The 25,733-nt window shown below is 67.9% G+C and carries 23 protein-coding genes and 1 pseudogene; 16 read left to right on the top strand and 8 right to left on the bottom strand.

Annotated features, from left to right (window positions below; translation table 11 throughout):
• The first annotated feature begins 60 nt into the window (after nucleotides 1-60).
• Entirely contained in the window at nucleotides 61-453 is a 393-nt protein-coding gene (locus ACWPN3_RS09115; protein ID WP_098738133.1) for a hypothetical protein, read from the top strand.
• 28 nt (nucleotides 454-481) lie between these two features.
• Here the strand turns inward: ACWPN3_RS09115 and ACWPN3_RS09110 are convergent, their stop codons facing one another.
• Nucleotides 482-1,426: a LysR family transcriptional regulator gene (locus tag ACWPN3_RS09110; protein ID WP_109452254.1), complete on the bottom strand. Its 945-nt coding sequence runs from the start codon at nucleotides 1,424-1,426 to the stop codon at nucleotides 482-484.
• A 159-nt stretch (nucleotides 1,427-1,585) separates the two neighbouring features.
• On the opposite strand from ACWPN3_RS09110, the pseudogene wrbA reads away from it, so the two are divergent.
• From wrbA to ACWPN3_RS09095, 3 genes and pseudogenes are all read left to right on the top strand, one after another.
• Nucleotides 1,586-2,189, top strand: a pseudogene (gene wrbA, locus ACWPN3_RS09105) (NAD(P)H:quinone oxidoreductase).
• A gap of 33 nt (nucleotides 2,190-2,222) precedes the next feature.
• Nucleotides 2,223-3,182 carry a glutathione S-transferase family protein gene (locus ACWPN3_RS09100; RefSeq protein ID WP_492261274.1) on the top strand — a complete coding sequence of 320 codons (960 nt, stop codon included), beginning with the start codon at nucleotides 2,223-2,225 and terminating at the stop codon, nucleotides 3,180-3,182.
• Between the two features lie 67 nt (nucleotides 3,183-3,249).
• Nucleotides 3,250-3,618, top strand: coding sequence for a hypothetical protein (locus ACWPN3_RS09095; RefSeq protein ID WP_492243053.1), 369 nt, complete (start codon nucleotides 3,250-3,252; stop codon nucleotides 3,616-3,618).
• Nucleotides 3,619-3,631: 13 nt separating this feature from the next.
• Here the strand turns inward: ACWPN3_RS09095 and ACWPN3_RS09090 are convergent, their stop codons facing one another.
• Nucleotides 3,632-4,006 carry a hypothetical protein gene (locus ACWPN3_RS09090; protein ID WP_109095674.1) on the bottom strand — a complete coding sequence of 125 codons (375 nt, stop codon included), beginning with the start codon at nucleotides 4,004-4,006 and terminating at the stop codon, nucleotides 3,632-3,634.
• Nucleotides 4,007-4,277: 271 nt separating this feature from the next.
• Here ACWPN3_RS09090 and ACWPN3_RS09085 point away from each other — a divergent pair, with 271 nt between their 5' ends.
• Nucleotides 4,278-6,266: a PP2C family protein-serine/threonine phosphatase gene (locus ACWPN3_RS09085; protein WP_492243052.1), complete on the top strand. Its 1,989-nt coding sequence runs from the start codon at nucleotides 4,278-4,280 to the stop codon at nucleotides 6,264-6,266.
• Between the two features lie 53 nt (nucleotides 6,267-6,319).
• Here ACWPN3_RS09085 and ACWPN3_RS09080 read toward each other — a convergent pair whose 3' ends face one another.
• Complete coding sequence (locus ACWPN3_RS09080; RefSeq protein ID WP_492261273.1) at nucleotides 6,320-7,561, bottom strand: DNA topoisomerase IB; 1,242 nt, start codon at nucleotides 7,559-7,561, stop codon at nucleotides 6,320-6,322.
• A 55-nt stretch (nucleotides 7,562-7,616) separates the two neighbouring features.
• Here ACWPN3_RS09080 and ACWPN3_RS09075 point away from each other — a divergent pair, with 55 nt between their 5' ends.
• Nucleotides 7,617-7,988: a hypothetical protein gene (locus tag ACWPN3_RS09075; protein ID WP_492261272.1), complete on the top strand. Its 372-nt coding sequence runs from the start codon at nucleotides 7,617-7,619 to the stop codon at nucleotides 7,986-7,988.
• 139 nt (nucleotides 7,989-8,127) lie between these two features.
• Here ACWPN3_RS09075 and ACWPN3_RS09070 read toward each other — a convergent pair whose 3' ends face one another.
• Nucleotides 8,128-8,934, bottom strand: a complete 807-nt coding sequence (locus ACWPN3_RS09070; protein WP_492261271.1) for an NmrA family NAD(P)-binding protein — start codon at nucleotides 8,932-8,934, stop codon at nucleotides 8,128-8,130.
• Nucleotides 8,935-9,049: 115 nt separating this feature from the next.
• Here ACWPN3_RS09070 and ACWPN3_RS09065 point away from each other — a divergent pair, with 115 nt between their 5' ends.
• Complete coding sequence (locus ACWPN3_RS09065; protein ID WP_492261270.1) at nucleotides 9,050-9,961, top strand: AraC family transcriptional regulator; 912 nt, start codon at nucleotides 9,050-9,052, stop codon at nucleotides 9,959-9,961.
• A gap of 19 nt (nucleotides 9,962-9,980) precedes the next feature.
• Here ACWPN3_RS09065 and hemF read toward each other — a convergent pair whose 3' ends face one another.
• Together hemF and ACWPN3_RS09055 are read right to left on the bottom strand one after the other, a co-directional pair.
• The gene (gene hemF, locus ACWPN3_RS09060; RefSeq protein WP_492261269.1) at nucleotides 9,981-10,856 is read right to left on the bottom strand and encodes an oxygen-dependent coproporphyrinogen oxidase; all 876 of its coding nucleotides are present in this window, start codon (nucleotides 10,854-10,856) and stop codon (nucleotides 9,981-9,983) included.
• Nucleotides 10,853-11,338, bottom strand: coding sequence for a tRNA (cytidine(34)-2'-O)-methyltransferase (locus tag ACWPN3_RS09055; protein WP_492261418.1), 486 nt, complete (start codon nucleotides 11,336-11,338; stop codon nucleotides 10,853-10,855). The genes hemF and ACWPN3_RS09055 overlap by 4 nt, the downstream gene beginning before the upstream one ends.
• Nucleotides 11,339-11,609: 271 nt before the next feature.
• On the opposite strand from ACWPN3_RS09055, the gene petA reads away from it, so the two are divergent.
• The 4 genes from petA to ACWPN3_RS09035 all read left to right on the top strand — a co-directional run bounded on the left by petA (nucleotide 11,610) and on the right by ACWPN3_RS09035 (nucleotide 14,904).
• A complete protein-coding gene (petA, locus tag ACWPN3_RS09050; protein ID WP_098738145.1) occupies nucleotides 11,610-12,179 on the top strand; it encodes a ubiquinol-cytochrome c reductase iron-sulfur subunit in 570 nt (189 codons plus the stop codon).
• 30 nt (nucleotides 12,180-12,209) lie between these two features.
• Entirely contained in the window at nucleotides 12,210-13,478 is a 1,269-nt protein-coding gene (locus ACWPN3_RS09045; protein WP_109095666.1) for a cytochrome b, read from the top strand.
• Entirely contained in the window at nucleotides 13,478-14,239 is a 762-nt protein-coding gene (locus ACWPN3_RS09040; protein ID WP_109095665.1) for a cytochrome c1, read from the top strand. The genes ACWPN3_RS09045 and ACWPN3_RS09040 overlap by 1 nt, the downstream gene beginning before the upstream one ends.
• A 113-nt stretch (nucleotides 14,240-14,352) precedes the next feature.
• Nucleotides 14,353-14,904 carry a DUF924 family protein gene (locus tag ACWPN3_RS09035; RefSeq protein ID WP_492243046.1) on the top strand — a complete coding sequence of 184 codons (552 nt, stop codon included), beginning with the start codon at nucleotides 14,353-14,355 and terminating at the stop codon, nucleotides 14,902-14,904.
• Between the two features lie 27 nt (nucleotides 14,905-14,931).
• Here the strand turns inward: ACWPN3_RS09035 and ACWPN3_RS09030 are convergent, their stop codons facing one another.
• Entirely contained in the window at nucleotides 14,932-15,810 is an 879-nt protein-coding gene (locus tag ACWPN3_RS09030; RefSeq protein WP_109095663.1) for a response regulator, read from the bottom strand.
• Nucleotides 15,811-16,039: 229 nt separating this feature from the next.
• On the opposite strand from ACWPN3_RS09030, the gene ACWPN3_RS09025 reads away from it, so the two are divergent.
• Nucleotides 16,040-17,476 carry a diguanylate cyclase gene (locus ACWPN3_RS09025; RefSeq protein ID WP_492261268.1) on the top strand — a complete coding sequence of 479 codons (1,437 nt, stop codon included), beginning with the start codon at nucleotides 16,040-16,042 and terminating at the stop codon, nucleotides 17,474-17,476.
• On the opposite strand, the gene ACWPN3_RS09020 is transcribed toward ACWPN3_RS09025, so the two are convergent.
• Complete coding sequence (locus ACWPN3_RS09020; protein ID WP_109095661.1) at nucleotides 17,448-18,896, bottom strand: helix-turn-helix domain-containing protein; 1,449 nt, start codon at nucleotides 18,894-18,896, stop codon at nucleotides 17,448-17,450. The genes ACWPN3_RS09025 and ACWPN3_RS09020 overlap by 29 nt on opposite strands.
• Nucleotides 18,897-19,126: 230 nt before the next feature.
• On the opposite strand from ACWPN3_RS09020, the gene ACWPN3_RS09015 reads away from it, so the two are divergent.
• From ACWPN3_RS09015 to scpA, 4 genes are all read left to right on the top strand, one after another.
• Entirely contained in the window at nucleotides 19,127-20,659 is a 1,533-nt protein-coding gene (locus ACWPN3_RS09015) for an acyl-CoA carboxylase subunit beta (protein WP_109095660.1), read from the top strand.
• Between the two features lie 11 nt (nucleotides 20,660-20,670).
• Nucleotides 20,671-22,671: an acetyl-CoA carboxylase biotin carboxylase subunit gene (locus ACWPN3_RS09010; RefSeq protein ID WP_492243044.1), complete on the top strand. Its 2,001-nt coding sequence runs from the start codon at nucleotides 20,671-20,673 to the stop codon at nucleotides 22,669-22,671.
• A gap of 34 nt (nucleotides 22,672-22,705) precedes the next feature.
• Nucleotides 22,706-23,305 (top strand): biotin transporter BioY, encoded by a 600-nt coding sequence (locus ACWPN3_RS09005; protein WP_492243043.1) that lies wholly within the window; start codon nucleotides 22,706-22,708, stop codon nucleotides 23,303-23,305.
• A gap of 251 nt (nucleotides 23,306-23,556) precedes the next feature.
• Entirely contained in the window at nucleotides 23,557-25,710 is a 2,154-nt protein-coding gene (gene scpA, locus ACWPN3_RS09000; protein ID WP_492243042.1) for a methylmalonyl-CoA mutase, read from the top strand.
• Nucleotides 25,711-25,733 lie beyond the last annotated feature (23 nt).

The raw sequence follows: 25,733 nt of genomic DNA, 5'->3' as shown, positions 1-25,733 counted from the left end.
TAGAAGCCGGGTGTCCTCTGGGGCGAGACCCGTACCGCTTGAGACGATCGGAAGACCCGTATGGACGCTCACGACCTTTCGCTGGACGACAACCGCACGCTCCAGGCCATCGGCATCCTGGCCGACGTGCTGGATGGGGTCGAGGGGCCGGGCGGTCTCGACACGGTGCTGGTGTCCAAGGCGCTGCGTCAGGTGATCGCCACCAAATCGCAGCCGGCCTTTGAGTTCGCCTCGCGTGCCTTCAACACGCTGGAGCCGTCGGTCCGCCGCCAGGTGGCGCAAACCGCGGACGAGGCGGCGCATCACTCGGTCGAACTGCGCGGCCGGGTCGGCGGCTTCCTGTCCACCGCCCCGAAGAAGCCGGTTCCCCAGGGTCAGGTCGTCGGCCAGCAGCCCAACTTCATCACCGCGCTGAACCTGCGCTCCCGCCGCCGGCCGAACCAGCCGTCCTGAGGCCGTTCGGCCGGGCTGCCGCGCCCGCTCACTCATGCGGCCATGCTTCTTCGGGCAGCGTGTCGAGCAGCGCGCAGTCCCAATAGGGGCGCGGGCCGAAGCGCTGCACCAGGAAATCGACGAACACCCGCACCTTCGGCGACAAATGCCGGTTCTGCGGATAGACCGCATTGACGCTCACCTCGGCCGGGACATGGCGGTGCAGGATGCTGACCAGCTCGCCGCGCGACAGCGCCTGTCCGCACAGGAAGGTCGGCGACATGATGAAGCCGACGCCGGCCGCCGCCGCCTCGCGCAGCAGGTCGCCGTTGTTGCTGCGGATCGGGCCCGTCACCCGGACGCTGCGCGTTTCCCCATCGACGATGAACGGCCAGAGGTCGGGGGTCGGCACGTTGGTGTAGATCAGGCAGGCGTGGTTGCTCAGCTCGTCCGGCGTCTGCGGCACGCCGTGCTTTTGCAGATAGGCCGGGCTGGCGCACAGCGCCATCCGCGCCGGGGCCAGCCGCCGGGCGATCAGGGAGCTGTCGCGCAGCCGGCCGATGCGCACCGCCAGATCGTACCCCTCGTCGACCAGATCGACCGTGCGGTCGTTCAGGTCCATGTCGATCTCGATGGCCGGGTAGCGCTCCAGGAACTCCGCCACCGCCGGCGCCAGATGCATGATGCCGAAGCTGACCGGTGCGTTCAGCCGCAGCCGGCCGCGCGGGGCGGCATGCAGGTCGGCGACCGCCTGCTCCGCCTCCTCCAGATCGGCGAGGATGCGGGTGCAGCGCTCGTAATAGGCCTGCCCCACTTCGGTCAGGCTGAGCTTGCGGGTGGTGCGGTTCAAGAGCCGCGCGCCGAGCCTGTTCTCCAGCTCGCCGATGCGGCGGGAGACCACCGACTTCGACAGATTGAGCCGGTCGGCGGCGGCGGTGAAGCTCTTGGTGTCCACCACCTTGATGAAGGCGAGCATGTCGTCGAGGCGATCCATGGCATTGTTGTACACCCGGAAACAATGAGGTGCCAAGATCCGCCATTACCGAAAGCGCCGCCGCGCCCTATTTCTGGTGTCACCGCCGCGGCCGGCACCTGTCCGCGGCGGCCGGAAAATCGACGACCCATTCAGGCAAACCAACAGGGAGTGACGGCGATGGCGAAGGTTCTGGTCCTCTATTACAGCAGCTGGGGCCACGTGTCGGAGATGGCGCAGGCGGTGGCCGAAGGCGCCCGCTCCGTCGCCGGGACCGAGGTGGCGGTGAAGCGCGTGCCCGAACTGGTGCCGGAAGCCGTCCGCCAGTCCGCCCACTACAAGGACGAGAGCAACATCCCTGTCGCCACGGTCGACGAGCTGGCCCAGTACGATGCCATCGTCATCGGCACGCCGACGCGCTACGGCAACATGGCCTCGCAGATGAAGAACTTCCTCGACCAGAACCGGCGGGCTGTGGGCCAAGGGCGCACTCGTCGGCAAGGTCGGCAGCGTCTTCACCTCCACCGCCACCCAGCATGGCGGGCAGGAGAGCACCATCCTCAGCACCCACACCGTCCTGCTGCATCTGGGTCTGGTGATCGTCGGGCTGCCCTATTCCTTCCAGGGCCAGATGGGCGTTTCGGAAGTGATGGGCAACTCGCCCTACGGCGCCAGCACCATCGCCGACGGCGACGGCTCGCGCCGCCCGAGTGCGGTCGAGCTAGACGGCGCCCGCTACCAGGGCCGCCACGTTGCCGAGATCACCACCAAGCTGCACGGTTGATTTTCGTCAGAGAGTGAAGAAGGGGAGGGAGCCGTGGGCCTGCTGATCGATGGACAGTGGCAAGACCAGTGGTACGACACCAAGAAGAGCGGCGGCGCGTTCGTCCGGACGGAGGCGCAGTTCCGCGACCGGGTGTCGGCCGACGGCTCCACCCCCTATCCGGCGGAGGCCGGGCGCTATCACCTGATGGTGTCGCTGGCCTGCCCCTGGGCGCACCGCACGCTGATCCTCCGCAAGCTGAAGCGGCTGGACGACGTGATCGGCGTCAGCATCGTCGATCCGCTGATGCTGGCCGACGGCTGGACCTTCGCCGAGCCGGAGCCCGTCACCGGCGCCCGGCGGCTCTACGAGGTCTATCTGAAGGCCAAGCCCGGCTACAGCGGCCGGGTGACCGTCCCGGTGCTGTGGGACAAGAAGACCGGCAGCATCGTGAACAACGAGTTGGCGGAGATCATCCGCATGCTCAACCGCGAGTTCGACGCCTTCACCGACGTCCGCACCGATTTCTACCCGGCGGACCTGGCGGAGGAGATCGACCGCGTCAACGCCCACGTCTATGACGCCGTCAACAACGGCGTCTACAAGGCCGGCTTCGCCACCTCCCAGGACAAGTACGAGGCGGCCTTCGACGCGCTGTTCGCGGCGCTGGACGGCCTCGATGCCAAGCTGGCGACGCAGCGCTGGCTGGTCGGCAACCGGCTGACCGAGGCGGATTGGCGGCTGTTCACCACGCTGGTGCGCTTCGACGCGGTCTATGTCGGGCATTTCAAGTGCAACCAACGGCGGATCGCCGACTATCCGCACCTGTCGGGCTATCTGCGCGACCTCTATCAGGCGCCGGGTGTGGCGGAGACGGTGAATTTCGACCACATCAAGCGCCATTACTACGGCAGCCACGCCACCATCAACCCGACCGGCATCGTGCCGAAGGGGCCGAAGCTGGACCTCGACGCGCCGCACGGGCGCGGCGGCCTGGGGCCGGATCCGGTGTGATGCGTGACGGATCGGCTCCCCGGCGGTTGTCAGAAGGAAACGACAATCGCTCAGGGGAGTTCGTCCAATGCGTAGCGTCATCCTCGCCGCCGCCGCCGTGCTGGCCCTGTCGTCGCCCGCCCTAGCCCAAAGCGGGCAATCCCAGAACGGTTGGGGCGGCGCGCTCGACCAGCTGAACCGGGCCGTCAACCCCAACGCCTATCCGCAGGACCGCGACGGGCGCGCGGCGGATGATCGCGATGCCAGCCGCGACGTGAACCGCGATAACCGCCGCTACGAAGGCGCATCGGGCAACCGCCGCGGCAATGCCTACAGCGACTATTCCGACCGTGACCTGCGCAGCCAGTATGACCGGCTGGGCGAGGAACAGCGCCAGCTCCGGCAGAACCGCCGAGCCATCGAGGACGAGATGGAGCGCCGCGGCATCAATCGCTGAGGAAGGCCAGCCGTCAGGGCTTGTAGCAGCGGGCCATGTCTTCCGGGTTGCCCATCGCCTCGCACTGGAAGCCGTTGGAAAAGCGGAAGCGCAGCGGGCCGGTCTTGCGGACGCTGACCACCGGCTTCTTCCCCGCATCCTGGAATTCCACCCAGGCGGAGCTGTCGAAACGGGTCTGCAGCCCGTTGCTCAGCTGCACGCGGCCCTGACGGTCCTTGATCACCTGGATGCCGGTGTTGAACAGCAGGTTCGGACCGTCGGGCTTCGCCGACAGCCCGTTGGTGCAGTTCACCCCCTCCGGCTTGACCGCGACGCATTCGTAGGCGTTCGGCTGGCTGGCGGTGAGAACCATGGCGTAGATGGCGATCTCCAGGACATTCATCGGCATCGGCGTGCACCAGCGGGAAGGCGGCGGGGTTTTTCGTCTTACCGGCCATCTGGTTACGAAAGAGATAATGTCGCGCCCGCGGTCGAATCTTGCGTGGATCGCCTGCCGATCCGGCGCGATGACGGCTTTCGTGCTGCCGCCGGGCCGCTGCGGCCATCCGTCGCCGTGACATGACGGGTGCAGCGCCCCGGTGCCTGGACTTGCGCGCCCCGGACCGGTAGAAGCGGTGGCATCGGCCATTTCTTCAACGACGGGGGGCGGGCGCAATCCCATGACGTTCCAACAGCGTTTGATCCTGCTGGTCACCGGTCTGGTGCTGCTGGCGGTTGCGGCGGTCACCACGACGATGGCCTGGACGACGCGCGCCGCCCTGACCGAACGGATCGAGACGGAGGCGCGGCTGGCCGCCGGCCTGCTCGCCCGCGGTGCCGCCCAGTCGCGCGACATCCCGCAGGACGTCGACGCCCTGCTGTCGGAACGCCTGCTGTCGGAAGCGACGCTGACCGCGCATCTGGTGGCGCTGGCCGAAACCGCGAAGATGGCGCCGCGCGCCATCAACGACCGGCTGAAGCAGATCGCCGAGGCCGGCGGCCCGGACGAGATGTGGATCACCGACAACCGCGGCCGCGCCTATCTGCACAATCTGCCCGGATCCGATCCGCTGTTCGGCCAGGATGCCAAGGGCGGCCCGCGCCACGGCGCCTATGCCGGCCTGCTGAACCGTTCCCCGGCGTCGGTGGTGTCCGAACCGGCGATGGAGAACGGCAAGCTGATGAAGTTCGCCGGGGTGGCCGGCGTCGACAAGCCGCGCATCGTGCAGGTCGGCGCCGACCTGCGGCGGCTGGGCGACCTGCTGCGCAAGTCTGGGGCCGAGGGTCTGGTCGACGGGCTGATCGCCACCCGTGCCGTGGAGGCGGCTTGGCTGCTCGACCGCGACGGCCGGGTGCTGGCCCGCGGCGCGGTGCTGGCCGACGGCGCGTCGCTGTCCGACGCCGACACCGCCGCGGCCAAGGCGCTGCCGCCCGGCGGCGACGTGGCCGTCCGCGTGTCGGGCAACGGCCTGCTGGCGCTGGCACCGATCAAATATGCCGGTCCCGGTCCCGCCGCCGCTTCCGGGGCCGCCCTGCCGACGGTCGCCGCGGTGCGGGTGGCCTATACCGACCCGGGCGCGATGCTGAGCCGCCAGCTGAAGATCGGTGGGCTGGTCGGCATCTTCGTGCTGGCGCTCGGCGTCTATGCCTGCCTGCGCTTCGCCCGCGACCAGATGGCCCCGGTGGAGCGGCTGAGCGAGGCGGTCAAGGCGGTGGAGGCCGGCCGCTTCAACCCCCTGACCCTCAACGAGGCCGCCGACCGCGACGACGAGTTCGGCCGGCTGTCGCGCGTCTTCCGCCGCATGGCGATGGAGGCGAACGCGCGCGAGGAGACCCTCGACGCCCAGCTGGTCATGCGCGGGGCGGAGCTTGAGACCAAGAGCGAGAAGCTGGCCGCCGCCGAACAGCTGATCGAGGAGGAGCAGCGCGCCGCCCGCGACGTGCAGTCCGGCCTGCTGCCGCGCCAGCTGCCGGTCAGCCGCGACAGCCAGTTCTACGGAATCCTGGTGCCCGGTCATGCCGTCAGCGGCGATTTCTACGATGTGGTCGAGCTGGACGAGCGCCACAGCCTGCTGGTCGCCGCCGGCGTGTCGGGCGGCGGCGTGCCCGCCGCCTTCCTGATGCTGATGGTGCGCGGCGCCATCCGCGAGGCCGCCCGCCCCGGCGTCGGCCCGGCCGCCATCCTGACCCATGCCAACGAGCGCCTGTGCGGCGAAAGCCCCTTCAACGGCTTCGCCACCGCCTTCGTCGCCGTCTATGACCGCGCCGCCGGCACGCTGGTGCACGCCTCCGCCGGCCATCGCGGTGCCGCCCGCGTCGCGACGGACGGTGCCGTGCAGTTCCTGTCCGAGGCCGGCGGCCAGCCGCTGGGCGTGCGCCGCGGCGCCCCCTACAGCGAAGCGACCGCGCTGCTGACCCAGGACGAGACGCTCTTCCTGTGCACCGACGGCGTGCTCCACTCCGTCGACGGCCATCGCGAGCCCTTCGGCGAGGCCCGCCTTGCCGCGGCCCTCGCCCACAGCCGCGGCATGTCCGCCCGCGACCGCACCGAGATGGTTTTGCGCACCGTGCAGGCGCATGTCGGCGCCGATGGCATCCTTGCCGGGGATCTGGTCTGTCTGGTCATGCGCCGCCTGCTGCCGGTGACGGAGACGGCCGAGACGGTCTGAGACCACGGCTATCTGAAGCGGGACCGTCGGAAGGCGACGCTCCCGCCTGCCCCCTACTTCTTCCGCCGCGCGCCCTCCCGCGCCCGCGCCGCGGTCTCGCGCTCCAGCCTTTCGCGCAGGAAGGCCAGCACCGCGGCCTCCTCGCCGCTCAGCCCGGCCAGATCGTCGCGCAGCTCCGCCTCCACCTCCTGCTTCAGCGACGCCAGCAGTCCGCCCTCCAGATAGGCGTCCAGCACCTCGGGGTGGACGTAGCTCTTGCGGCAGACGCTGGGGGTGTTGCCCAGCCGGGTGGCGACCTGTTCGATGGCGCGGGTGACGTTGCGCTTGGCAGCGCTGGCGCTGTCGAAGCTCTCGAACTCCCGCAACGCCATGGCGGCCAGCACCGTGCCGGCCCAGGTGCGGAAATCCTTGGCGGTGAAGTCGGCGCCGGTCGCCTCGCGCAGATAGGCGTTCACGTCGCCGGAGGTCACGGCGTGGTGCTGGCCGTCGCGGTCGAGATACTGGAACAGCTCGTCCCCCGGCACATCGCGGCAGGCGGCGACGACGCGGGCCAGCCGGCGGTCCTTCAAGGCGACGTTCCACTCCTTGCCCGACTTGCCCTTGAAGGAGAAGCGGACCTCCGTCCCCTCGATCTCGGCATGGTCGTCGCGCAGGGTGGTCAGGCCATAGCTGCGGTTCTCGCGGGCATAGGCCTCATTGCCGACACGGATCAGCGTGGTTTCCAGCAGCCGCACCACCGCTGCCAGCACCTTCTCCCGCGGCAGGCCGCGCCGGCCGAGGTCGGCATCCACCCGCTCGCGCAGCTTGGGCAGGGCGTGGCAGAACTCCACCATGCGGCCGAACTTGGTGCCCTCGCGCAGCTCGGTCCAGCGCTGGTGGTAGCGGTACTGCTTGCGCCCCTTGGCGTCGCGGCCGGTCGCCTGGAGATGGCCGTCCGGATCGGGGCAAATCCAGACATCCTTGTAGGCCGGCGGGATCGCCAGCTTGCGGATGCGCGCCAGCGTGTCCTCCTCCGTCACCTGGGTGCCGTCGGGCCACAGGAAGCGGAAGCCCTTGCCGTAGCGCCGCCGCCGGATGCCGGGCGTCTCGTCGGAGCTGTAGGCAAGCCCGGCGCAGGCGGCCTCCTGTTCGGGGGAGGGGCCGTCCTGATCGGATGCGGCATCGGATGTGGCGCCATCGGGCGGGGGAGGGGGCTGTCCATATGGCCAACAACGGCCGGAACGGGAGTTGGTTTCCGCTACCCCCTTCGGGGAGGGTTTCTTCGCAGTTGCAAAAACCGTACTGTTGCGACGCAAGAGCCCCCAAGATCCCAACCCATCCCCGACCCGATTCCGATTGGAGCGCCAGACCATGGACCGCAAGCCGGACGAGACGATTCTGACCGCCCATCTGCCGAACCTGGAAATCCAGATCCGGCACCGCGAGGCCGGGGAGGATGGGGCGGAGGTCATCGCCATCCAGCTGCGCGCCACGCCGTCCTTCGACGCCGTCGCCGGCCTGCTGGCGCCCGCCATGATGAACCCGCTGCTGCTGGCCGGCCCCGCCTTCGGTGCCCGGAGCGGGCAGTGGACAGGGCAGGGCGGCGCCGACCCGATGGGGTCGGCCGCGGCCGATCTGTGGCTGGCGCCGATGCGGCTGTGGGGCGAGATGGTGCGGCAGGCCTGGGCGCCCTGGCTACAGGCTGGCCCCTGGGGCCAGGGCGGTTCGGCGCCGCGGCGCTGACCTCCTCGGCCGTCAGAGCCGGGAGCACCATGTGAAGAAGGTTTCGGTCCCCTGCTGCCCGGCAAGCGCCCGCAGATAGGCCGGCTTCCAGACCTCCTTGAGGAAACCCTCCATCCTGGTGGGCAGCGGGCTGCGGCTGTCATGGAACCGCACCCGCCGGCTGTTCAGCGCGTCCAGCGTCAGGCTGTCGTCGAGCCAGCGGTCCGGCGTGCCGAACCTCTCCAGAAACGCGGCCTCGACCTCCGGCCGGTTCCGGTCGACGAAGCGATACTCCACCGGCCGGCCGATCTCCCGGGCGATGAGGGCCGCCACCTCGGGCATGGTGAAGATCCTCCGACCCGACCTCGCGGACGACGCGGTGCTGGCCCGTCGGGTTGGTCAGTTCCCGGGCGGCCAGCCCGGCGATGTCCTGCGTCGCCACCCAGGGCAGGGCCACATCGGGCTGGAGCGACCAGCCGATCCGGCCATGATGTGCGACCCCATCGGCGAAGAACAGCATGTTCTCCATGAACCAGCCGGCACGTAGATGCACGAGGTCGATGGCGTCGAGCTGGTTCAGCGTCCGGTCCAGATGGTGGAAGCTTTCAAAATGGCCCGTGCTGCCGCCGACTTCCGATCCGATGGCGGTCAGGCTCACGGCCAGCCTGACCGGAGAGCCGCGGAGCGCATCGACGAAGCGCCGGGCGACCGTCGGATAATGCCCGTGAATGTTGGTCCAGTCGGTCTTCACCATCAGGAAGGCGGCATCGGCGTCCTGGAAGAACTCGCCGAGATCTCCGGTGCCGGTGTCGAAACTTCCCAAAAACGGCTCCGCTCCGGCCGCGACCAGGGCGTCGAGGGCCGGACCGCCTCTCGACAGGGCCTTTACCTGATGCCCGGCGCCCAGCAGGGTGCGGGTGAGCGGGGCGCCGATCCTTCCGGTCGCGCCGACGACGGCAATGCGCATGGCAATCTCCAATGGGGGTCAGCTGTTCGGGGTCGCACCCTGTGGATGGGCGACCGCGCTGTCGTGCCCCAGTGATAGCGGATTGCCGTCCGCATGAATTTGGAGATAATGCCATATGATCTCCAAAACAGGCCATTCAGCGTCCCAGCCGGCATCCCGCTCGGCGTCCCCATCGGCGACGGGGCCGCGTCCCTGCATCGACGACTTCGACTGCGACTCCGACCGCCCGGACCGTCCGGCGGTCGCCCTGCATCTCGACTTCAGCGACTACGAGGCCGAAGTGCCGCAGCACAGCCACCGGCAGGGCCAGCTCATCCTGGCCTTGCACGGTGCCGTCACCTGCACGACGGCGAACGGCCTCTGGCTCGTTCCGCCGGATTGCGGGGTGTGGATTCCGGGCGGCGTCCCGCACAGCAATCAGGTCACGCCCAACGCCCGCCTGTCCTACCTGTTCGTCGAACCCGACGCGGCAGTGTTGCCGCGCGAGTGCTGCACGCTGTCGGTGTCGCCGATGCTCCGCGAGATGATCCTCCGCTTGGCCGACGTGCCGGGCGGCTACAACCCGGAGGACCACACCGGCCGCCTCGTGCGAGTCCTGCTGGACGAGCTGGCGCTGATGCCGAGGGAGGGGTTGCGGCTGCCGGTGTCCAGCCACCCCAAGATCGCCATGATCGCCAGGGCGCTGACGGCGGATCCGGGCGACCGCCGCACGCTGGCCGGCTGGGCCGCGCATGTCGCCATGAGCGAGCGGTCCCTGAAGCGGCTGATGGTCCAGGAAACCGGGCTGACCTTCGGCCAGTGGCGCCGCCAGCTCCATCTGGTCGTCGCGCTGCGCGACCTCGCCGGCGGGGCGACGGTCCAGCGGGTGGCCGGCGACCTGGGCTACGAGTTCGTCACCGCCTTCATCGTGATGTTCAAGAAGGCGATGGGGACGACGCCGACAGGCTACTTCCGCACCGGCGCCGGCCGCGTCGACACTCCCGGCGGGGCCTTTCCGGCTGCGGGCCGGGCAAGCCCGGCCGCCTGACCCAGGGTGTGCCGTCGCCTTACGGCCACTTCACCTCGGGCGGCAGGCTCATCAGGATCGCCTCGGTGTTGCCGCCGGTCTTCAGGCCGAAGGTGGTGCCGCGGTCATAGAGCAGGTTGAACTCGACGTACCGGCCGCGGCGGACCAGTTGGTGTTCGCGCTGCTCGGCGGTCCAGGGCCGGTTCATGTGCCGGCGGACCAGGGCGGCGTAGCTGTCGAGGAAGGCGGTGCCGACGTCGCGGGTGAAGGCGAAATCCGCCTCCCAGTCGCCCGACTCGAGGTTGTCGAAGAAGATGCCGCCGACGCCGCGCGCCTCGCCGCGGTGGGGCAGGTAGAAATAGCGGTCGCACCATTCCTTGTAGCGCGGGTAATAGTCGGGGTCGTGCCGGTCGCAGGCGGCGCGCAGGCCGGCGTGGAAGTCGGCGGTGTCCCGTTCGTCCTCCATCATCGGCGTCAGGTCGGCGCCGCCGCCGAACCAGCCCTTGGTCGTCACGATGTGGCGGGTGTTCATGTGGGTCGCCGGGACCAGCGGCGAGCGCATGTGCGCCACCAGGCTGATGCCCGCCGCCCAGAATTCGCCGGTCTCGGCAGCACCGGGGATGTTGGCGCGGAATTCCGGGCTGAATGTGCCGTGGACGGTCGAGATGTTGACCCCGACCTTCTCGAACACCCGGCCCTTCATCACCGACATGGTGCCGCCGCCGCCCTCGCCGCCGGCATGGTCGGGGCGGGTCCAGCTCCTGCGCTCGAACCGGCCGGCGGGCAGCTCGGCATGGGTGCCGGTCAGCTCGTCCTCCAGCGCCTCGAACGCCGCGCAGATGCGGTCGCGCAGGTCCCGGAACCAGGCGGCGGCACGGGCCTTGCGCTCTTCGACGGTGCTGGAGTTGGTTGTCATGGCGATGGCATTTCCGGCTGTGCGGGAGCGGTGGAAACAAGTGCGGCAGTCTGCCGCAAGGCCTCACCCAACACCATCGCCGCGCTGACCGCAACGTTCAAGGAGCGGGCGGGCGGCACCATCGGGATCACCAGCCGGGCGTCGGCGGCCTCATGCACCTCGTCCGGCACGCCGGCACTCTCGCGGCCGACCAGCAGGCGGTCGCCGGGGGCGAAGCGGAAATCGGTATAGGGGATCGCCGCCCGCGTGGTCAGCAGCACCAGCCGGCCGCCCTGCGGTGCCGCGCGGTACGCGGTCCACGAGCTGTGCCGGGTCCAGTCGAGATGGTCGAGATAGTCCATCCCGGCGCGGCGCAACCTTCGGTCATCCAGCACGAAACCGCAGGGTTCGATCAGATCCAAAGCCACCCCCAGCCCGGCTGCGAGTTGCATCAGGGTCCCGGCGTTCTGCGGAATGTCGGGTTCGAACAGCACAAGGCGCAACGCGGGCCTTGCCTCGAAGTGTTTGTTTTGCATACAAATGTTCTTGCCCCTGTACACGCGACAAATTGTCTCCCGGCCAAGGACTTTTCAAGATGTCGACGCGACGGTATACCGCAGCGCAGAAGCTGGAGATACCCACTCCGGACCGATGCGGCGTGCCTGAGGGTTTTTCCTTCGGCGGGCGGGCGTGCCGTGTCATGCATAAAAATGGTCCATCGGTCGTCCGGCGCGGGCAAAGGGCGTCGGGCATGCCTTGAGGAGAAACAGGCTTATGGCTCAGACCACGCATCCGCCCGGGACGGGTGGCCACGCGGCCTCCAGCGGCGAGGGGGGTTCCCGCCGCGATTTTCTGTATCTTGCCACCGGTGCGGTCGGTGTCGTCGGGGCCGCCTCGGCGGCCTGGCCCTTCATCGACAGCCTGAACCCGGCGGCCGACACCCTGGCGCTTGCCTCCATCGACGTCGATCTGGCCCCCGTGGCCGAAGGTCAGGCGATCACGGTCACCTGGCGCGGAAAGCCTGTCTTTGTCCGCCACCGCACCGCCGAGGAGATCGAGTCCGCCAAGAAGGTCAATCTGGGCGACCTGCGCGACCCGGTTGCCGACGATGCCCGCGTGAAGAAGCCTGAATGGCTGATCGTCATCGGCATCTGCACGCATCTGGGCTGTGTGCCGCTCGGGCAGAAGGTCACCGATCCGCGCGGCGACTACGGCGGGTGGTTCTGCCCCTGCCACGGCTCGCACTACGACACCGCTGGGCGCATCCGCAAGGGCCCGGCCCCCGCCAACCTTGTCCTTCCGACGTACGCCTTCACCGGCGATACCAAGATCCGGCTCGGTTAACGCGGCCCAACGGTTCTGGAGACCCCCGAGATGGCTCAGGCTCAAGCCACCAAGTTCAAGAATCCGGTCGTGAACTGGATCGACAGCCGCCTGCCGATCTTCACGATGCTGGATCACGAGTACAACCATTACCCGATGCCGCGGAACGTCAACTATCTGTGGGCGTTCGGTGCGATTGCCGGCATCATGCTGATGATCATGATCGCCACGGGCCTGTTCCTGGCGATGCAGTACTCGTCCCACACCTCGCTGGCCTTCGATTCGGTCGAGCGCATCATGCGCGACGTGAATTACGGCTGGCTGATCCGCTACGTGCACGCCAACGGCGCGTCGATGTTCTTCATCGCCGTCTACATCCACATGTTCCGTGCGCTCTATTACGGCTCCTACAAGGCCCCGCGCGAGATCCTGTGGATCCTCGGCGTCATCATCTTCCTCGTCATGATGGGCACCGCCTTCATGGGCTACGTGCTGCCCTGGGGCCAGATGAGCTTCTGGGGTGCCACCGTCATCACGAACCTGTTCTCGGCCTTCCCCATCGTCGGCGACCCCATCGTCACGCTGTTGTGGGGCGGCTTCTCGGTCGACAACCCGACGCTGAACCGCTTCTTCGCGCTGCACTTCCTGCTGCCCTTCGTCCTGCTGGGTCTGGTGATCCTGCACACGGCGGCGCTGCATGTCTGCGGCTCGAACAACCCGCTCGGCATCGACCCGAAGGGCCCGCAGGACACCGTCCCGTTCAACCCCTACGTCACGCTGAAGGACGGCTTCGCAGTGGTGATCTTCATGATCATCTTCGCGGTGTTCGTGTTCTTCATGCCGAACTACATGGGCCATCCGGACAACTACATCCCGGCCAACCCGCTGGTGACCCCGGCGCACATCGTGCCGGAATGGTACTTCCTGCCCTTCTACGCCATGCTGCGCGCGATCCCGGACAAGCTGGGCGGCGTGCTGGCGATGTTCGGCTCGATCGCGCTGCTGGCCTTCCTGCCGTGGCTCGACCGCTCCAAGGTCCGCAGCTGCAAGTTCCGCCCGGTCTACCGCCAGTTCTTCTGGATCCTGGCCATCGACGCCCTGATCCTGGGCTATGCCGGCGCCATGCCGGCCGAGGGCTCCTGGCTGGTGATCGCGCGCATCGGCACCTTCTACTACTTCTTCCACTTCCTGGTCCTGCTGCCGGTGCTGGGCAAGCTGGAGCGCACGCGTCCGCTTCCCAACAGCATCTCCGAGTCCATTCTGAAGGGCGGGGGCAGCATCGCCGCCGGCGCCCATGCCAAGCCGATGGAGAAGGCCTGATGCGCGCGTTGAAGACTGCAATCCTCTCGGCGGCGCTGGCTCTCGGCATCGCCGGGGCCGCGCAGGCCTCCGAAGGCGTGCACATCCCCAAGCAGACCTGGGCGCATGCGGGCATCTTCGGCACCATCGACAAGGCGGCGGCGCAGCGCGGCTTCCAGATCTACAAGGAAGTCTGCTCGGCCTGCCATTCCATGCGTCTGGTGCCGATCCGCACGCTGGCCGGCATCGGCTTCAAGGAAGACGAGCTGAAGGGCATCGCTTCCGGCTACGAGGTGCAGGCCGGCCCGAACGACGCCGGCGAGATGTTCATGCGTCCGGGTCTCCCGGCCGACCGCTTCCCGTCGCCGTTCGCCAACGACCAGGCGGCCCGCGCGTCGAACAACGGCGCCCTGCCGCCGGACCTGTCGCTGATGGCGAAGGCCCGCGTCGGCGGCGAGGATTACCTCTACGCCTTCCTGACCGGGTTCGAGGAGCCGCCGGCCGACGTCCATGTGATGCCCGGCATGAACTACAACAAGGTGTTCCCCGGCCATCAGGTCGGCATGCCGAACATCCTGCAGCCCGACGGCGTCACCTTCGCCGACGGCACCAAGGCGACGGTGGAACAGCAGGCGCACGACGTGGCGACCTTCCTGACCTTCGTCGCGGAACCGCACCTCGATGCCCGCAAGCAGATGGGCGTCAAGGTCATCCTGTTCCTGCTGGTGCTGGCCGGCCTGATGTACGCCGCCAAGCGCAAGCTGTGGAGCACGCTGCACTGAGCCTGACGGTTCGGGTGACGTGATTTAGGACATGGACAGGGCGCCCCGACGGGCGCCCTGTTCTTTTTCGGGGAGTGTGTCGTCGGGCGACACAAGGCAAGGCGGAGAAGACAATGGTGGACAGTCTGATCGACGAGATCGTCGATTTCTGGTTCGACGAGGCGATGAAGCCCTATTGGTTCCGCAGGTCGGCCAGTTTCGACCGCGCGGTGGCCGACACGCTGGGCCCGCATTACGAGGCGGCGGCCCGCGGCGACTACGACCACTGGATGGAGGATGTCGACGGCTGCATCGCGCTCTGCGTGCTGCTCGATCAGGTGCCGCGCAACATGTTCCGCGACGACCCGCGCGCCTTCGCCACCGACGCCAGGGCGCGGGAAGCGAGCGAGCATGCCGTCGCCAACGGCTTCGACCTGGAATGCACCGCCGACGAGCGGACCTTCCTCTATCTGCCCTTCGAGCATCACGAGGACATGGGCAGCCAGGAGCGCTCCGTCGCGCTGTTCACCGAACGGGTGGGCGACGAGACGACGATCCGCTACGCCCAGCGCCACCGCGAGATCATCGAACGCTTCGGCCGTTTCCCCCACCGCAACGCCCTTCTCGGCCGCGCGAGCACGCCGGAGGAGGAGGCGTTCCTCAAGGAGCCCGACTCTTCGTTCTGACGATGTGAGGTCAGGCCGGCAGCGACATCAGGCCGGTTGCGGCGCCAGCCAGCGTTCCAGCGCGGCCAGCAGGTCGGCGCGGCGGACCGGCTTGGTCAGATAGTCGTTCATCCCGGCCGCCAGGCAGCGGATGCGGTCCTCGGGCTGGGCATTGGCGGTGACGGCGATGATCGGGATGCGCGCCCGGTCGTCGGCCAGCCGGCGGATGGTGGCGGTGGCGGTGGCGCCGTCCATGTCGGGCATCGCCACGTCCATCAGCACCGCCTCGGGCGGCACCGGCGCCTGGGCGACCGCCTCCACCGCCTCCGCCCCGCCATTGGCGGTCTCGACCGAGAAGCCGGCCTTGGCGAGCAGCCCGGCCACCACCATGCGGTTGGTGGCGCTGTCGTCCACCACCAGCAGCCGGCCGCCGCGCGACCGCGCCCAGTTCATCAGAAGCTCGCCGTCGGTGGTGCGGGAGGGCAGGGCCGCCGGCATGTCGAGCACGGCGCGCCGCGATCCGTCGGCCTCCTCGGTCACGCTCATCTGCGCGCCAAGGGCGGCGAGCAGGCGGCGCATGAAATCCTTGTTGAACCCGTCCTCGCACTTGGCCTCGTAGCGGCCATGCAGCTCGGCCCGGAAGACGACCGAATCCTCGCCGGCCGGCTGGGCCGACAGCCGCAGGCCGAGCCGGCCCGGTGCTGCGCTGGCGATGGCGCTCGCCGCCAGCGCGTTGCACAGGCTGCTGACGGTCTCCGCATTGCCGATCAGGCGCGGCGGCGTGCCGGTCAGGACGCCGACATCCAGGGTGATTCCCCGCCCCTGCGCCAGGGCCGTGGTGGAAACCGCCAGCATGCGGGCCATCGCTTCCGGAGCGAATGCCGTCCCCCTGTGGTGGGGGACGTGATGCAGAATGTCACCGTTCATGGCCCGCCATTGGCAAAATGCAAAGCAGCTTGCATCGATCGGGTCAGAAAAGGACCGAGGTCCGTGCTCCGGCCGATCTTGCGACCAATTCTCAGCAAGTTGCGGGCCAGCGGCGCATCATTTCGCAAGCCGCGCGCGGCAAACAGCGTTATTCTGTCGTGACATACTTGGGTAAGCCGACCAGGCTGCGTCGACCGACGCCGGAGAAGTGGCTGTATGGCAGAATTCGATGTCGGGGAGAGCGGCAAGGCGGCTGCTGCAAGGTCTGGCGGTCCTGACGGTTCCGGTTCATCTCCTGATTGCCGCGGCGGCCTATGGCGCCGAGAGCGCCGGCGGAAGCGTGACCTACTGCGCCGACCCCGACTGGCCCCCTTACGAAACCATCACCGCCGACGGCAGGCACCAGGGGATCGCCGCCGACCTGCTGGCCCTGGTGTCGGAGCGTTCCGGGGTCGCGCTCACCCCGCTGCCGACCCGCGACTGGGAGGACAGCATGGCGGCGGTGCGGGACGGGCGCTGCCGCTTCCTCAGCTTCCTGAACCGGACGCCGAAGCGGGAGGAATGGCTGGCCTTCACCGAGCCGATGTTCGTCGATCCCAATGTGCTGGTGACGCGGGAAAGCCACGACTTCATCGCCGATCTCGCCGGCCTCGGCGGCGAAACGATGGTGCTTCCCAAGGGAACCTCGGTCGAGGAGCGGGTGCGCCGCGACTTTCCCGAGCTGCGCATCGTCATGGTGGACAGCGAGGCGGAAGCCTTTGCCATGGTGTCCCACGGCAAGGCCGACATGACGCTGCGGTCGCTGACCGTCGCCGTCTTCACCATCAAGACGGCCGGCTGGTTCAACCTGAAGGTCGCCGGCCATCTGCCGGGCTATGAAAACCTGCTGCGCATCGGCGTCCGCCGGGACGAGCCGGAGCTGCTGGCGGCGCTGGACCGCGGCGTCCGGACGATCTCGGCCGCCGAACGGACCACCATCGCCAACCGGCATGTCGCCATCCAGGTGCAGTCGCCGCTCGATCTTTGGACGCTGGCGAAACTGCTCGCCATCCCGGCGGCGGTCATCCTGACCAGCCTGTTCTGGATCGTGACGCTGATGCGGGTGAACGAGCGGCTGCGGGTACAGTCGCGCACCGACGTGCTGACCGGGCTTGCCAACCGCAGCCATCTGAACGAGGTCTGCCGTGCGGAGATGGAGCGCGCCGCCCGCTACGGCAGGCAGATGTCGATCATCCTCGTCGATCTTGACCACTTCAAGCAGGTCAACGACCGCTATGGCCATGTCTTCGGCGACCAGGTGCTGATCGAGTTCGCCGCACTGGCCCGCAAGGCGCTGCGCGCCACCGACACGGTCGGCCGCTGGGGCGGCGAGGAATTCCTGATCCTGTGCCCGGAGGCCAGCCCGGAAGCGGCCTTCGCCCTGGCCGAGCGGCTGCGCCGGACGATCCGCGGCTATGACTTCTCCAACGGCCACCGGCAGACCGGCAGCTTCGGCGTCGCCGGAGTCCGCGACGGCGACAGCATCGACCGCCTGCTGATCCGGGCCGACAACGCGCTGTACCGGGCGAAGGACGAGGGGCGCGACCGCGTCGTCCTCGACAGCGGCGGCGACGGCGGTGGCCAGCCCGGCAGGGCGTTCAGCCGGACGGCATGTCCGGCGGGTTGAACAGGTAGGGCACGAAGCTGCGGTGATGCTCGTTCACCCGCAGCTCGCTGCCGATCGGCGGGAAGGCGCGTTGCTGGCAGTCGGTGCGCTCGCACAGGCGGCAATTGACGCCGATCGGCACGGCGGCCTTCAGGTCGGTGATGTCGATGCCGGCGGCATAGACCAGTTCCGGCGCGTGGCTCGCCTCGCAGCCCAGCCCGACGGCGAATTGCCGTGACGGCTTCAGATAGGCGCCGCCGCGCTTGGTCACCGTGCGGGCGATGCTGATATAGGCGGTGCGGTCGGGCATCTGGGCGAACTGCACCAGGATCTTGCCGGGCTGGGCGAAGGCGTCATGCACGTTCCACAGCGGGCAGGCGCCGCCGAAGCGGGCGAAGTGGAAGCGCGTCGCCGAATGGCGCTTGGTGATGTTGCCGGCCATGTCGACCCGGACGAAATAGAAGGGCAGGCCGCGGGCGCCCGGCCGTTGCAGGGTGGACAGCCGGTGGCAGACCTGCTCGAAGCTTGCGGAAAAGCGGCTCTGCAACTGCTCCACATCGTGGCGCAGCGCGCGGGCCTGGGCGGCGAAGGCGCGGTAGGGCAGCACCAGCGCCCCGGCGAAATAGTTGGCGAGCCCGACCCGGCAGATCGACCGCGCATCCTCGCTGGAGAATTTCGCCTGCTCCACCAGATCGTCGATCTGGTCGCCGAACTCCAGCAGCGCGATCTGGTTCGCCATGTGGAAGGCGCGGCTGGAGCTGGTCAGCAGGGCCGACAGCCGCAGCGTGCCGGTGGTGGCATCGTAGCTGCGCATGGCGGTGTCGCCCGCCTCGTCGGCGACGATCTTCACCCGCACGTCGTGGCGGCGCTTCAGATAGGCGGCCAGCTCGTTCAGCAGCGACCCGGAATGGATCTTCTCGGTGTCCCACAGCCGCTCCGCCGCCTCGTCCAGCGGACCGATGTAGTTGTTGCAGTAGTGGAAATAGTCCCGCACCTCCTCATAGGGAAATTGCGGTCCGGCGAAACTGTCACCCTGTTCGCTGTTGGACAGGCTGTCGGTCAGCGACTGCACCCGCTCATGCAGCTTCTGATAGGCCTGATGCAGGCTGAGCACCCGGCGGGCCAGCTCCGGGCTCGATCCCACCACGCTGCGCAGTTCCGCCGCGGTCAAGGGTGCGCCGGCGAACAGCGGGTCGGCCAGCGCCTCGCGCAGATCGGAGACCAGCCGGCTGTCCTCGTCCTCCAGGAAGGCGGACAGCTCCAATTCGAAGGTGGCGGCGATCCGCATCAGCACCGGCAGGGTCAGCGGGCGCTGGTTGTTCTCCAACTGGTTGAGATAGCTGGGGGAAAGCTCCAGCGTCTTGGCGAGCGACGCCTGGGTCAGGCCGCGCTGCTCGCGCAGGCGGCGCAGCTTGTAGCCAAGGAACAGCTTCTTTTGCATGCGTATAAAATCCTGCCCGGCGGAGGCCTTGGAAATCAGCCGTTCTTCGCAATCTTAGCAAGCGCAAAGCGGCATTTGCAAAGGGCTTCGCAACTTCGCACCTTTTTGCGAAGAGGCTGTTTGAAGCGCTGCGAAGTTTGTGAATAATCCGCGGCGTTCCGGTGAATGAGTGCGTCGCTAGGCGCCGGGGCAGGGACCGTCACTGCGATGCCACATAATGGGAACGCCCGATGCAAGACATTCTGGCCAAGTTGGAGTCCAAGCGCGCCGCGGCGCGGCTGGGCGGCGGTGAGAAGCGCATCGCCGGCCAGCACGCCAAAGGCAAGCTGACCGCGCGCGAGCGGATCGACCTGTTCCTCGACGAAGGCTCGTTCGAGGAGTTCGACATGTTCGTCGAACACCGCTGCATCGACTTCGGCATGGAAAACCAGAAAGTCCCGGGCGATGGCGTGGTCACCGGCCACGGCACCGTCAACGGCCGCCTCGTCTTCGTCTTCAGCCAGGACTTCACGGTCTTCGGCGGCGCGCTGTCCGAAGCGCATGCCGAGAAGATCTGCAAGATCATGGACCAGGCGTTGAAGGTCGGCGCCCCGGTCATCGGGCTGAACGATTCGGGCGGTGCGCGCATCCAGGAGGGTGTCGCCTCGCTCGGCGGCTATGCCGAGGTGTTCCAGCGCAACGTCGACGCCTCGGGCGTCATCCCGCAGATCTCGCTGATCATGGGGCCGTGCGCCGGCGGTGCGGTGTACTCGCCGGCCATGACCGACTTCATCTTCATGGTGAAGGACAGCTCCTACATGTTCGTCACCGGCCCCGACGTGGTGAAGACCGTCACCCACGAGGTCGTGACCGCCGAGGAGCTGGGCGGCGCCGTCACCCACTCCACCAAGTCGGGCGTGGCCGATCTGGCCTTCGAGAACGATGTCGAGGCGCTGCTCCAGCTGCGCCGCTTCGTCGATTTCCTGCCGTCGTCGAACCGCGAGAAGGCGCCGGTCCGTCCCTGCGCCGACCCGCTCGACCGCGAGGATTTCTCGCTCGACACGCTGGTGCCGGAGAACCCCAACAAGCCCTACGACATGAAGGAGCTGATCCTCAAGATCGTCGACGAGGGCGACTTCTTCGAACTCCAGCCGGAATACGCCAAGAACATCCTCATCGGCTTTGCCCGGATGAACGGCTCCACGGTCGGCATCGTCGCCAACCAGCCGATGGTGCTGGCCGGCTGCCTCGACATCGACAGCTCCAAGAAGGCGGCGCGCTTCGTCCGCTTCTGCGATGCGTTTGAAATCCCGATCCTGACCCTGGTGGACGTCCCCGGCTTCATGCCCGGCACCAGCCAGGAATATGGCGGCATCATCAAGCACGGCGCCAAGCTGCTGTACGCGTACGCCGAGGCGACCGTGCCGAAGGTGACCGTCATCACCCGCAAGGCGTACGGCGGCGCGTACGACGTGATGTCGTCCAAGCATCTGCGCGGCGACCTCAACTATGCCTGGCCGTCCGCCGAAATCGCGGTGATGGGCGCCAAGGGCGCGGTGGAAATCATCTTCCGCAGCGACATCGGCGACGCCGAGAAGATCGAGGCGCGTACGGAAGAGTACAAGCAGAAGTTCGCCAATCCCTTCGTCGCCGCGTCGCGCGGTTACATCGACGACGTGATCATGCCGCACGGAACCCGCCGCCGCATCACCAAGGCGCTGTCCATGCTGAAGAACAAGCAGCTCCAGACCCCCTGGCGCAAGCACGACAACATTCCGCTGTGAGGGCCGGCAGCATGTTCGAGAAGATCCTCATCGCCAACCGTGGCGAGATCGCCTGCCGCGTCATCCGCACGGCACGCCGCATGGGCATCAAGACCGTCGCCGTCTATTCCGACGCCGACAGGAACGCGCTCCATGTCGAGATGGCCGACGAGGCCGTCCACATCGGCGCCGCCCCGTCCGCCCAGAGCTATCTGCTGATCGACAGGATCGTGGATGCCTGCAAACAGACGGGCGCCCAGGCCGTCCATCCCGGCTACGGCTTCCTGTCGGAGAAGCGCGAGTTCCAGGAGGCGCTGGCGGCCGCCGGCATCGCCTTCATCGGGCCGGACGCCCACGCCATCCAGGCGATGGGCGACAAGATCGAGTCCAAGAAGCTGGCCAAGGCCGCCGGCGTCTCCACCGTCCCCGGCTATCTCGGCGTCATCGCCGACGACAGCGAGGCGGTGACCATCGCCCGCGACATCGGCTATCCGGTGATGATCAAGGCGTCGGCCGGCGGCGGCGGCAAGGGCATGCGCGTGGCCTGGAACGACGAGGAGGCGCGCGAGGGCTTCCGCTCGGCCACCAACGAGGCGCGCTCCAGCTTCGCCGACGACCGCGTCTTCGTCGAGAAGTACATCCAGCAGCCGCGCCACATCGAAATCCAGTTGCTGGCCGACGGGCAGGGCACCTGCCTGTACCTGCACGAGCGCGAATGCTCGATCCAGCGCCGCCACCAGAAGGTCATCGAGGAGGCGCCGAGCCCGTTCCTCGACGCCGCCACCCGCAAGGCGATGGGCGAGCAGGCGGTGGCTCTGGCCAACGCGGTGCAGTACAAGTCGGCCGGCACGGTCGAATTCATCGTCGATGCCGAGCGCAACTTCTACTTCCTGGAGATGAACACCCGACTTCAGGTCGAACATCCGGTCACCGAGCTGATCACCGGCCTCGACCTCGTCGAGCTGATGATCCGCGTCGCCGCCGGCGAGAAGCTGACGCTCCGCCAGGAGGACGTGCAGCTGAACGGCTGGGCCGTCGAGGCCCGCGTCTATGCCGAGGATCCCTTCCGCAACTTCCTGCCCTCGACCGGCCGCCTGACCCATTACCGGCCGCCGGCCGCAGGCCCCCACGTCCGCGTCGACACCGGCGTGTTCGAGGGCGGCGAGATCTCGATGTATTACGATCCGATGATCGCCAAGCTGTGCAGCTGGGGACAGACGCGCGACGAGGCCATCGCCGAAATGCGCGAGGCGCTGGACCAGTATTACATCCGCGGCGTCAGCCACAACATCCCGTTCCTGGCCTCGCTGATGGCGAACCAGCGCTTCGTCGACGGGCGGCTGACCACCAACTTCATCGCCGAGGAGTATCCGAACGGCTTCCACGCCTCGGACCTGCCGCCGGAAGACCCGGCGGTGCTGGTCGCGGTTGGCGCGGTGATCCACCGCAGCCTGAACGACCGCGACATCCAGATCTCCGGCAAGATGCCCGGCAACAAGGTGACGGTGCGCGACGACTGGGTGGTGGTGCTGGACGGCACGCAGCATCCGGTGCACCTGCATCCGGCGGACAGCACTGCGCAGCGCATCGGCTACACCGTCGATGTCGGCGGCACGCACCACACGGTGCGGAGCGACTGGCGGATCGGCGAGCCGCTGTTCCGCGGCACGGTCAACGGCACGGCTGTCTGCGTCCAGATCGACCGCGTCGGCATCGGCTATCGCCTTCACCACAGCGGGTCGCAGGCCATCGTCAAGGTGCTGACGCCGAAGGCGGCCAAGCTGGACGCCCTGATGCCGGTCAAGGCGCCGCCGGACATGTCGAAGTTCCTGCTGTCGCCGATGCCGGGCCTGCTGGTGTCGCTGTCGGTGTCGGAAGGCCAGGAGGTCAAGGCCGGCGAGGTGCTGGCCGTGGTCGAGGCGATGAAGATGGAGAACATCCTGCGCGCCTCGCAGGACGGGACGGTCGCGAAAATCCACGCGGCCCCGGGCAGCAGCCTGGCGGTCGATCAGAAGATCGTGGAATTTGCCTGACAGGAAAACTCTTACGGCGTAAGGGCATTCAGACATGGCTTACGAGGTTTCGCCCGTCGTCCGTCCGGTCCCGCTGCTCGGCACGCTGGTGCCGCAGGGCGGCCTCGCCAAGATGGCGATGGCGGCCCTGTTCGGCAGCGTGCTGATGGCGGTCTCCGCCAAGGTGCAGGTGCCGTTCTACCCGGTGCCGATGACGCTGCAGAGCATGGTCGTCATGCTGCTGGGCATGGCTTACGGCAGCCGGCTCGCGGTCGCCACCGTGCTGCTCTATCTTGCCGAGGGTCTGGCCGGCCTGCCGGTCTTCGCGGGGGCGGGTGCCGGCCCGGCCTACATGATGGGGCCGACTGCCGGCTATCTGGTCGGCTTCGTCCTCGCGGCCGGGGTGATCGGCCTGCTGGCCGAACGCGGCTGGGACCGCAGCCCGGCCAAGGCGGTCGCCGCCATGGCGCTCGGCCACGCGATGCTGTTCGTGCCGGGCGTGGCGTGGCTGTCGCTGCTGTTCGGCTTGGACAAGGCGCTGGCGGCCGGCCTGTGGCCTTTCTGGGCAGCCACCCTGCTGAAGACCGCGCTGGGTGCGGTGCTGATGCAGGCCGCCTGGAAAATCGTTGCCCGCTGTTCGGCGAGGCAAGGATGAAAGACGATGAAGGAGATTCTGCGCGCGTCGCAGGACGGAACGGTCGCGAAAATCCACGCGGCGCCGGGCAGCAGCCTGGCGGTCGATCAGAAGATCGTGGAATTCGCGTAACCGTATAACAATAAGAAACGCAATCGAGAGGAAGCGTCGCCCCTGCCCCCTTCCACCGCTCCGCCGAGCGTGGAAGGGGGCATCGGGGGGACCGCACTGCCAATTTTCCAGCGCCCATAAGAAGCCATCAGGAGGCGTCGATGACCGAGTTCCCGCAAAAGACCCTTGCCGACTGGGACAAGCTGGCCGCCAAGGATCTCGGCGCCGACGGCGACATGTCCAAGCTGGTCTGGAAGACCCCGGAAGGTCTGGACGTCAAGGCGCTCTACACCGCCGCCGACCTGGAAGGGCTGGAGCTGGACACGCTGCCGGGCTTCCCGCCCTTCACCCGCGGCCCGCGCGCCACGATGTATGCGGTGAAGCCCTGGACCATCCGCCAATATGCCGGCTTCTCCACCGCCGAGGAATCGAACGCCTTCTACAAGGCCAACCTGAAGGCCGGCCAGATGGGCCTGTCGGTGGCCTTCGACCTTGCCACCCACCGCGGCTATGACAGCGACCATCCCCGCGTGGTCGGCGATGTCGGCAAGGCCGGCGTCGCCATCGACAGCGTCGAGGACATGAAGGTCCTGTTCGCCGACATCCCGCTCGACAAGATGTCGGTGTCGATGACCATGAACGGCGCCGTGCTGCCGATCCTGGCCGGCTACATCGTCGCGGCGGAAGAGCAGGGCGTTTCCCAGGACAAGCTGAGCGGCACCATCCAGAACGACATCCTCAAGGAGTTCATGGTCCGCAACACCTACATCTACCCGCCCGAACCCTCGATGCGGATCATCGCCGACATCATCGAGTACACCTCCCAGCACATGCCGAAGTTCAACTCGATCTCGATCTCCGGCTACCACATGCAGGAGGCAGGCGCGACGGCGGTGCAGGAGCTGGCCTTCACCATCGCCGACGGCCTCGAATATGTGCGGGCGGCGATGTCGAAGGGTCTGCCGGTCGACAAATTCGCGCCGCGCCTGTCCTTCTTCTTCTCCATCGGCATGAATTTCTTCATGGAGATCGCCAAGCTGCGCGCCGCGCGCCTGCTGTGGTCCTCCCTGATGCAGGAGAAGTTCCAGCCGAAGGACACGCGGTCGCTGGCGCTGCGCACCCATTGCCAAACCTCGGGCGTCTCGCTGACCGAGCAGGACCCCTACAACAACGTCATCCGCACCACCATCGAGGCGATGGCGGCGGTGCTGGGCGGCACCCAGTCGCTGCACACCAACGCCTTCGACGAGGCTCTGGGCCTGCCGACCAAGACCTCCGCCCGCATCGCCCGCAACACCCAGCTGATCATCGCGGAGGAGGCCGGCGTCACCAAGGTGGTCGATCCGCTCGGCGGCTCCTTCTACATCGAGCATCTGACCCACAGCCTCGCCAACGCGGCCCTTGAGTTGATCGGCCGGGTCGAGGAGATGGGCGGCATGACCAAGGCGGTCGAGAGCGGCATGCCCAAGCTGCTGATCGAGGAGGCCGCCGCCCGCCGCCAGGCCGCCATCGACCGCGGCGAGGAGGTGATCGTCGGCGTCAACAAGTACCGTCCGGAAAACCCCGAGGGGGTGGACGTGCTGGACATCGACAACACCGCCGTCCGCGAGGCGCAGATCGCCCGCCTGAAGCAGATCCGCGCCAGCCGCGACGAGGCCAAATGCCAAGCGGCGCTGGCCGCTCTTACCGAGGCCGCGGCGGCGAAGACCGGCAACCTGCTGGCCCTGTCGGTCGAGGCCACCCGCGCCCGCGCCACCGTCGGCGAGATCTCCGACGCGCTGGAGAAGGCCTTCACCCGCCATGTCGCCGTCATCCGCTCGGTGTCGGGCGTCTATGGCTCGGCCTATGAGGGCGACGAGGGCTTCAAGAAAATCCAGGAGGAGGTGGCGTCCTTCGCCGCCGAGGAAGGCCGCCGGCCGCGCATCCTGGTGGTGAAGATGGGCCAGGACGGCCACGACCGCGGCGCCAAGGTGATCGCCACCAGCTTCGCCGACATCGGCTTCGACGTCGACATCGGCCCGCTGTTCCAGACCCCGGACGAGGCGGCGCGGCAGGCGGTGGAGAACGACGTGCACGTCATCGGCGTGTCGTCGCAGGCCGCCGGCCACAAGACGCTGGTGCCGCAGCTGATCGAGGAACTGCGCCGCCAGGGCGCCGGCGACATTCTGGTCGTCTGCGGCGGCGTGATCCCGCCGCAGGATTACGACTTCCTCTACAAGGCGGGTGCTGCGGCCATCTACGGTCCGGGCACCAACATCCCGAAGGCGGCGTCGGACATCCTGGGCATCCTGCGCAAGCAGAAGACGGCGGCGTGATGAATGGTGGCGGGAAGGGCGAA

It is taken from the genome of Azospirillum sp. UENF 111221, from assembly GCF_058780625.1.
This window is presented reverse-complemented; position numbering and strand designations above follow the sequence as displayed.

Excerpts from the sequence above, each read along its gene's own strand:
- hemF (WP_492261269.1), bottom strand. The coding sequence starts at position 10,856 with ATGACAACCAACTCCAGCACCGTCGAAGAGCGCAAGGCCCGTGCCGCC.
- ACWPN3_RS09110 (WP_109452254.1), bottom strand. The coding sequence starts at position 1,426 with ATGGATCGCCTCGACGACATGCTCGCCTTCATCAAGGTGGTGGACACC.
- ACWPN3_RS09025 (WP_492261268.1), top strand. The coding sequence starts at position 16,040 with ATGTCGGGGAGAGCGGCAAGGCGGCTGCTGCAAGGTCTGGCGGTCCTG.
- ACWPN3_RS09115 (WP_098738133.1), top strand. The coding sequence starts at position 61 with ATGGACGCTCACGACCTTTCGCTGGACGACAACCGCACGCTCCAGGCC.
- ACWPN3_RS09015 (WP_109095660.1), top strand. The coding sequence starts at position 19,127 with ATGCAAGACATTCTGGCCAAGTTGGAGTCCAAGCGCGCCGCGGCGCGG.
- ACWPN3_RS09085 (WP_492243052.1), top strand. The coding sequence starts at position 4,278 with ATGACGTTCCAACAGCGTTTGATCCTGCTGGTCACCGGTCTGGTGCTG.
- scpA (WP_492243042.1), top strand. The coding sequence starts at position 23,557 with ATGACCGAGTTCCCGCAAAAGACCCTTGCCGACTGGGACAAGCTGGCC.
- ACWPN3_RS09070 (WP_492261271.1), bottom strand. The coding sequence starts at position 8,934 with ATGCGCATTGCCGTCGTCGGCGCGACCGGAAGGATCGGCGCCCCGCTC.
- ACWPN3_RS09010 (WP_492243044.1), top strand. The coding sequence starts at position 20,671 with ATGTTCGAGAAGATCCTCATCGCCAACCGTGGCGAGATCGCCTGCCGC.
- ACWPN3_RS09005 (WP_492243043.1), top strand. The coding sequence starts at position 22,706 with ATGGCTTACGAGGTTTCGCCCGTCGTCCGTCCGGTCCCGCTGCTCGGC.
- ACWPN3_RS09020 (WP_109095661.1), bottom strand. The coding sequence starts at position 18,896 with ATGCAAAAGAAGCTGTTCCTTGGCTACAAGCTGCGCCGCCTGCGCGAG.
- ACWPN3_RS09030 (WP_109095663.1), bottom strand. The coding sequence starts at position 15,810 with ATGAACGGTGACATTCTGCATCACGTCCCCCACCACAGGGGGACGGCA.
- ACWPN3_RS09065 (WP_492261270.1), top strand. The coding sequence starts at position 9,050 with ATGATCTCCAAAACAGGCCATTCAGCGTCCCAGCCGGCATCCCGCTCG.
- petA (WP_098738145.1), top strand. The coding sequence starts at position 11,610 with ATGGCTCAGACCACGCATCCGCCCGGGACGGGTGGCCACGCGGCCTCC.
- ACWPN3_RS09040 (WP_109095665.1), top strand. The coding sequence starts at position 13,478 with ATGCGCGCGTTGAAGACTGCAATCCTCTCGGCGGCGCTGGCTCTCGGC.
- ACWPN3_RS09075 (WP_492261272.1), top strand. The coding sequence starts at position 7,617 with ATGGACCGCAAGCCGGACGAGACGATTCTGACCGCCCATCTGCCGAAC.
- ACWPN3_RS09095 (WP_492243053.1), top strand. The coding sequence starts at position 3,250 with ATGCGTAGCGTCATCCTCGCCGCCGCCGCCGTGCTGGCCCTGTCGTCG.
- ACWPN3_RS09090 (WP_109095674.1), bottom strand. The coding sequence starts at position 4,006 with ATGCCGATGAATGTCCTGGAGATCGCCATCTACGCCATGGTTCTCACC.
- ACWPN3_RS09035 (WP_492243046.1), top strand. The coding sequence starts at position 14,353 with ATGGTGGACAGTCTGATCGACGAGATCGTCGATTTCTGGTTCGACGAG.
- ACWPN3_RS09045 (WP_109095666.1), top strand. The coding sequence starts at position 12,210 with ATGGCTCAGGCTCAAGCCACCAAGTTCAAGAATCCGGTCGTGAACTGG.